General features: G+C 69.1%; 7 protein-coding genes. 3 read left to right on the top strand and 4 right to left on the bottom strand.

Annotation, left to right across the window (positions count from 1 at the left end; all coding sequences use genetic code 11):
- Positions 1-19 precede the first annotated feature (19 nt).
- The 3 genes from dxr to WA805_RS11185 all read right to left on the bottom strand — a co-directional run bounded on the left by dxr (position 20) and on the right by WA805_RS11185 (position 4,157).
- Positions 20-1,225: a 1-deoxy-D-xylulose-5-phosphate reductoisomerase gene (dxr, locus tag WA805_RS11175; RefSeq protein ID WP_422326602.1), complete on the bottom strand. Its 1,206-nt coding sequence runs from the start codon at positions 1,223-1,225 to the stop codon at positions 20-22.
- Positions 1,226-1,273: 48 nt separating this feature from the next.
- The gene (locus tag WA805_RS11180) at positions 1,274-3,715 is read right to left on the bottom strand and encodes a hypothetical protein (RefSeq protein ID WP_425242306.1); all 2,442 of its coding nucleotides are present in this window, start codon (positions 3,713-3,715) and stop codon (positions 1,274-1,276) included.
- A gap of 160 nt (positions 3,716-3,875) precedes the next feature.
- Entirely contained in the window at positions 3,876-4,157 is a 282-nt protein-coding gene (locus tag WA805_RS11185; RefSeq protein ID WP_422276042.1) for a 4a-hydroxytetrahydrobiopterin dehydratase, read from the bottom strand.
- Between the two features lie 22 nt (positions 4,158-4,179).
- Between WA805_RS11185 and gcvT the strand changes: the two genes are divergently transcribed.
- Together gcvT and gcvH are read left to right on the top strand one after the other, a co-directional pair.
- Positions 4,180-5,325 (top strand): glycine cleavage system aminomethyltransferase GcvT, encoded by a 1,146-nt coding sequence (gene gcvT, locus WA805_RS11190; RefSeq protein ID WP_424564314.1) that lies wholly within the window; start codon positions 4,180-4,182, stop codon positions 5,323-5,325.
- Positions 5,322-5,723: a glycine cleavage system protein GcvH gene (gene gcvH, locus WA805_RS11195; RefSeq protein ID WP_422276046.1), complete on the top strand. Its 402-nt coding sequence runs from the start codon at positions 5,322-5,324 to the stop codon at positions 5,721-5,723. Before gcvT ends, gcvH begins: the two co-directional genes overlap by 4 nt.
- Positions 5,724-5,747: 24 nt before the next feature.
- On the opposite strand, the gene WA805_RS11200 is transcribed toward gcvH, so the two are convergent.
- The gene (locus WA805_RS11200) at positions 5,748-6,002 is read right to left on the bottom strand and encodes a DUF3618 domain-containing protein (protein WP_422276048.1); all 255 of its coding nucleotides are present in this window, start codon (positions 6,000-6,002) and stop codon (positions 5,748-5,750) included.
- Between the two features lie 171 nt (positions 6,003-6,173).
- Between WA805_RS11200 and WA805_RS11205 the strand changes: the two genes are divergently transcribed.
- On the top strand, positions 6,174-6,746 hold a 573-nt coding region (locus WA805_RS11205), incomplete at its 3' end, for an ABC transporter substrate-binding protein (protein WP_425242307.1).

The raw sequence follows: 6,746 nt of genomic DNA on the forward strand, positions 1-6,746 counted from the left end.
GGTCCACCTGTGGCTCCTCCTACCTGTTGAGCTCTCGCGCCCGGGCCCTCGCCCAGGCGTCCACCGCGAGCACGTCCTCGAGCGTGGTCACTCCAGTACCCGACGTCTCGTGCTCTGAGACTATCCGGGCGACGGTGTCAACAATCCTCGGGAAGGAGATCCTTCCCGCCAGGAAGTCCGCCACGCATGCCTCGTTGGCCCCGTTGTAGACGGCGGGCGCGGTCCCGCCGCGGCTGGCGGCCTCGCGGGCCAGCGCTACAGCGGGGAACGCCTCGCCGTCCAGCGGCTCGAACGTCCAGCTCGCGGCCGTCGTCCAGTCCAGGCCGGGGGCCGCGTCCGGCACCCGGTCCGGCCACGCCATGCCGAGCGCGATCGGGATCCGCATGTCCGGCGGGCTGGCCTGGATGATCGTGGCGCCGTCGGAGAACTCGACCATCGAGTGCACGATCGACTGCGGATGCACCACCACGTCGATGCGGTCGAGCCCGAAGCCGAACAGCAGGTGCGCCTCGATCACCTCAAGGCCCTTGTTCACCAGCGTGGCCGAGTTGGTCGTGACGAGCGGTCCCATCCGCCACGTCGGGTGCGCGAGGGCCTGCTCCGGGGTGACCGATGCGAGCCGGTCCTTCGGCCAGCCGCGGAACGGGCCGCCGCTCGCGGTCAGCACCAGCCGTTTCACCTCGGAGTTCGCCCCGGCGCGCAGGCACTGGGCGATCGTCGAGTGCTCGGAGTCAACCGGCACGATCTGCCCGGGCCTGGCCCTGCTGGTGACCAGCGGGCCGCCGATGATCAGCGACTCCTTGTTCGCCAGGGCGAGGGTCCGGCCGGCGTCGAGCGCGGCGAGCGTGGCCCGCAGGCCGGCGGCGCCGGTCACGCCGTTCAGCACGACGTCGCAGGGCCATGTGGCGAGCTGGCAGACCGCGTCCGGGCCGGCCAGCACCTCGGGGAGGCGTGGCGCCGGGGAGCCAGCCGGGGACGTTACGGAAAATTCTTCTTTCAAAGCCGACTCGACACCAGGGGCTGCCGAGGGGTCAGCCACCGCGACCGCCGCGACGCCGAACTCGCGAGCCTGGCTCGCGAGCAGGCCAGGGTTGCCGCCGCCGGCCGCCAGCGCCGCGACGCGGAACCGCGCCGGGTTGCGGCGCGCGATATCAAGCGCCTGGGTGCCGATCGATCCGGTCGAGCCCAGGATCACCACATCACGAGGGGCTGGCGCAGAAGTCACTCGCCCATTCTGCGCCAGCCCCGCCGTGGGTGCGACCTAACGAGCGGGTTAGGCCGACTGCGCCAGCTGCTTTGCCTGGCCGATGATCGCCTGGCACTGGGTAACCTGCCCGTGCGGGTCGGCGATGGCGGTGTTGCTGAACGCCGCGGCGTTCAGCTCATCTTTGACCTTGATGGCCAGCGCGTCGCGCTGCTTCTCCAGGCTCAGCAGTGCCGCGTTGACCTGGTTGTACTTCGCGTCGCCCGCCGCGGACGACTCCACCGCCTTCGTGGAGGCGACCAGGGTGGCGGCGCCGAACTGGCCGACGCTGGCGTTGAGCTGCTTGTAGCAGGCGGCCAGCTGCTGCTCCGGCACGCTGCGCAGGTGCGGCGGCGCGTCGGTCAGCACGTCGGTGATCACTGTGCCGTCCTGGGTGTAGTCGGCCTTGAGGCCGGTCAGGTACAGCTCGGTGGGCTCGATATCGGTGTGGTCGGCCCAAGTGCCGGGGTTGGCCAGGTCGGCGGACACTGTCTGGCCGCTGTTCGGGCCGGCCGAGTTCGGGCCCTGCGCCGGGCCCCAGCCGTCGATGCCGAGGTGCTTGACCCCCGGGCCGACCAGGCCGAGGTAGGTCATGTTGATCTCGGCGGCGTAGTCGCCGTGGTCCCAGGCGAACCCGGTGTTCTGCGTGACGCAGCCGGCCGCGGGGCAGGTCGCCGAGCCTGTGGACAGGAAGTAATCCGGCTTGGCGAACAGCGCGAACGTGGGTGTCCTGGCCGGGTCGGCGTCCGTGAAGTGCAGGATGCTCTCCTCCACCGGGTCCGCGATGTAGTTGGCGATCGTTTGCGTCGTCCCTGTGTAGGGGTTCGCCGCGGTCAGCCCGGCCACGTCATGCTCGAACTGGCGGACCACCGGGCTGGTTGGCCCTGGATTGCCGGTCAGGTAGAACTCTGGCGCGGTGTCGGCCTCCACCGTGAACGGCGTGGTGTTGTTCTTCTGGGTGGCAAGCAGACCGGTCAGGTTGCCCGCCAGCTCGCCGAAGCTGCCGGACGGGTAGGTGCACAGCACGTCCGGGGTCACGGTGTCCCCGGAAACGGTCGCGCCGTCGCAGCCGGCCGGGGTCGGCGTGACGGCCCGGCCCACGTTCGCGCCTGCCTCGTGGTCGCCCTCGTCCGCGGACAGCACGAACAGCGTGTTGGCCGGCGTGATGCCGTCGGCCGCGAGCCGCTTGAAGAACGTGCCGAACGCCGCGTTGTAGTACTGCGCCTGGGCGATGTAGCAGGCGGAGCCGCTGCCGAGCGCGGCCGGCGCGCCCTGGCAGGCCGCCAGGCTCGAGACGTTGTTCCCGTGGAGGTCGGCCATGTAGGCATTCACCACCGGCACGCCGGATTCCAGCATGTCGGCCGCGTAGGCCAGCGACTGGGCCGCGTTGATCGGGCCGAAGCCCGGGAAACCGGGGGTGCTGAGGAAGTCGCCGTTGATCTGGTTGCCGTTCAGGTCGACCAGGTTGCCTGCGGCGTTGGTGACCTGGTAGCCGTCGTGCGTGACGTCAGGCTTGCCGGCGCCGAGCTGCGGGGCGACGTACTTGTGCCCCATCAGCGCCTGGAAGCCGCTGTACCCGCCCGGCTCGCTAGGCAGCAGGTCGGACACCGCGGTCTTGCTCGGCGTGGTCTGGCCGAACTTGACCGCGGTGGCGTCCCCGCAGAACGCGGCGCCCCGGGCGCAGTGCACCCCGATGCCGACGTAGTCGGCGGTCTCCTGGTCCTTGAAGGAGTCCTTGTCGCTGGTGAGCTGGTTGTTCTCTGGCGAGTTCACGCCGAACACCTTGGGGATGTCCACCGCGGTGTTCTCCAACTCGGCGTTCGCGACCCCGACCTCGCCGACGTTGCAGCCGGCCCGGGTGTACGGGACCCAGGGCGCCGGGGTGTTCGTGTCCGGCGTGACCGGGGTCGCGGCGGTGGCGGGCGGAACGGGGGAGTAGACCAGGTTCGGGTTCGTGTCGTGGCTGGCGTTCGGCGTGGCGGCGGTGTCGAAGATCGGGTCGGTCCAGTACGCGAACGCGCTAGCCGGGTCGGTGGTGTTGAACGTCCCGCCCGGGCCGTCGGCGTTGTACGTCCGGTAGCTGTTGGAGATCCCCACGCCCTGCCGGTCGCCGTACAGGCCGGTTTCCGTGGTCAGGATGTCGTCGCCCGTATGCGCGATCAGCGGGGTGTGGTTGTTGGAGAGCATCGTGCCGTTGCTGGTGAAGAAGTTGAGCAGGTTCGGCATGAGCTCGAGATCGGACGGCACGTTCGGGTTATCCCGGAAAAAGTGCACATTGTCGAACGTGAGCTGCACAACGTGCTGGATACCGTTACCAAGCTTGCACGAGACGGTTGAGTTACCTGTCTTTCCCGCGGCCGACGACGCCGCCGCATGCGCTGTCCCGACGGTGCCGGCGATGCCGAGACCCGCGAGCAGCGCGGCGGATCCGGCGATAGCCGTTATCCGCCGCCCTGGCTTGAATGTGGCCATTGAAACCTCCCGGTGGCCACGATGTCAGTCCCTGTTGCGGCGGTAAATGGCCTTGCGGTGACTAATGGGGAAATTTCTGTGAAGCTGTTCAGCACCGTTCGGCCGACGTGGGCGAATGCGGTCAGCGGGCCGCGCGGGGCCCCGTACCGGCAGGCCAGCGTCAGCCCAGTTCGCTGATCTGGCGGGCGAGCGCGAAGTCCTTGGCGGTGAGGCCGCCGGCGGAGTGGGTGACCAGGTGCAGCGTCACCTTGTTCCAGGAGGTGATGGCGATGTCCGGGTGGTGGTTCGCCTGCTCGGCCAGGTAGCCGATCGCGTTGACGTAAAGCAGCGCGTCACGGAAGTCCTTGCGGGTCACCGTCCTGGTGAGCTGCCCGTCCGCCACGTCCCAGCCGGGGGTCGTGCCGAGTTCCGCCGTGACCTGCTGCGAGGTGAGCTTGTCCATGACTACGGCATACCATTCCTGAGTGCCCTCTCAATCTGGAAACACAGCATCCGGCGACAAAGCGGAACTAAGGCATAGTCCGCTGCAGGCGGTGCACGAGCGGCTCGGCGCGACGATGACCGACTTCGCCGGCTGGCTGATGCCGCTGCGCTACGGCAGCGAGACCGCCGAGCACAACGCCGTCAGGTCCGGCGCCGCGCTGTTCGACCTGTCGCACATGGGTGAGATCGCGGTGACCGGTCCCGGCGCCGCCGAGGCGCTCGACTACGCGGTCTGCGGCTGGCCGTCGCAGCTCGCCCCTGGCCGCGCCCGCTACACGATGCTGTGCGCGCCGGACGGCGGCGTCCTCGACGACCTGGTCATCTACCGGCAGGCGCCCGACCGGTTCCTGGTCGTCGCCAACGCGGCGAACACCGCTGTGGTGCTCGGGGAACTGCAGCGGCGCTGCGCCGGTGCTGTCGTGCAAGACGAGACCGAGGTCACCGGGCTGATCGCCATTCAGGGTCCGAACGCTCCCGGCATCCTCTCCCGCGTCACCGATCTCCCGCTCGAGGGCATGCGCTACTACGCGGGCGCCTCAGGGACGGTCGGCGGCTGCCCCGCGTGGGTGGCGCGCACCGGGTACACCGGCGAGGACGGCTTCGAGATCTACTGCGCGGCCGGCGACGCGGAGCGGGTCTGGACGGCGCTGTCGGAGGCGGCGTCGCGCGATGGCGAGGCCGGGACGCCCGCCCTCCCGGCGGCCGGGCTCGCCGCCCGCGATACGCTCCGGCTGGAGGCCGGGATGCCGTTGTACGGCAACGAACTCGGCCCGGAGATGACACCATATGAGGCGGGGCTGGGGCGAGTGGTGCGACTGGACAAGCCCGGTGACTTCGTGGGCCGGGCGGCGCTCGAGGAGCGGGCGGCGGAAGGCCCGCGGCGCACGCTTATCGGCCTGGTCGCCAGGTCGCGGCGGGTGCCGCGGCACGGCTACGCCGTGCTGTCAGGATCCGCCGAAGTCGGCGTGGTGACCAGCGGCGCCCCCTCACCGACGCTGGGCACGCCGATCGCGATGGCGTACGTCGCGACAGGCGCCACGGGCCCGTTCGGGATCGACGTCCGCGGCACGACAGAGCCGGCCGACCTGACAGAGCTGCCGTTTTACGACAGGAGAAAGCAACGATGAGCGTTCCCGCCGAGCTCCACTACACCGAGGAGCATGAGTGGGTGTCGATCGCCGGCGACACCGCCACCGTCGGGATCACCGACTACGCGGCACAGCAGCTTGGCGATGTGGTGTACGTGTCGCTGCCGGCCGCCGGCGCCGCGGTGACCTCAGGCGAGCCGTGCGGCGAGGTCGAGTCGACGAAGTCGGTGAGCGACCTCTACTCCCCCCTGGACGGCGAGGTCGTCGAGGCGAACGAGGAACTTGACGACGACCCCGGCCTGGTCAACGCGGAGCCATACGGAGCGGGCTGGATGTTCCGGGTCCGGATCCCGGCCGGTTCCGGCGGCGAGGCGGCGCTGCCGCCCGGGCTGCTCACCGCCGCCGAGTACGAGGAGCTGACCAAGAGCGCTGGCTGAGCGGCCGGCGGCGGCTAGCGGCGGCTACTTGCGCAAGCGGCGCCAGACGACGAAGCAGGTGACGCTGACGACGGCGAGGGCGACCGCGCCGCCGACCAGCGGGTCGATCTGGCTGATCTTCTCGCGGACGCGGTCGGTGGCGCGCCGGGCCACGTTAGCGGGAAGCACCCGGTCGGCGATCTCATCGATGGTCCGCGCGAGATCGGCGCGCGTGTTCTCGATCTGGGTGACCAGCACAGCCGGCGGCACCTTGGGGTTTTCAAGATCGGTCTCAGCCATGTGCGTCACTCTATCGCCGCCCGCCCAGAAGATCACCGCGCCGCTCCCGCCACGCGATCTTCTGGCCGCTCTTCAGGCATATCGGGAAGGACGGATTTTTTACCGCAAAGAGCGAATGTGTGCACCTGGCGGCGCTTCGTGATCTATTCTCCCGCTGACAAGGAGAGAATCATGCGGCTGATTCACAAACTTCTATATCCCCTATTGGTCGGCATTCCGGTTGTCACGCTGGCCAGCTGCTCGTCGAGCGGCAGCGGCGTTCCCTCTGGACCGGCGCCCGAGGTGAGCAGCATCGTGGTGGACGCGGTGCCCACCGCCGATGAGGCCGGGCTGTACATCGCCAACCAGAAGGGGTACTTCCGGCAGCAGGGGCTGAACATCAAGATCGTCCCGATCCTGGGCGGCGAACCCGGCATGGCAGACCTGCAGACCGGCAAGGCCCAGATCATCGTCGGGAACTACGTCTCGTTCGTCCTGGCCCAGATCTCCCATAGCTATCACGGCAAGTCCATCGACCTGCGCATCATCGCGGACGGGTCGCATATGCAGCAGGGCAATCAGGCGATTTACGTGATGCCCAAGTCCCGCATCAAGACCGTGGCGGACCTCACGAAGTACCACGCCAAGGTCGGGATCAACACGGCCAACAACGTCGGCCAGGTGCTGTTCGGCTCGCTGTTCAAGCAGGACGGGCTGAGCCTCTCGGGCATCGACCAGGTCTATGAGGGGTTCCCGGACATGATC

This window comes from Trebonia sp. (genome assembly GCF_049794275.1).
Lineage (GTDB): Bacteria > Actinomycetota > Actinomycetes > Streptosporangiales > Streptosporangiaceae > Trebonia.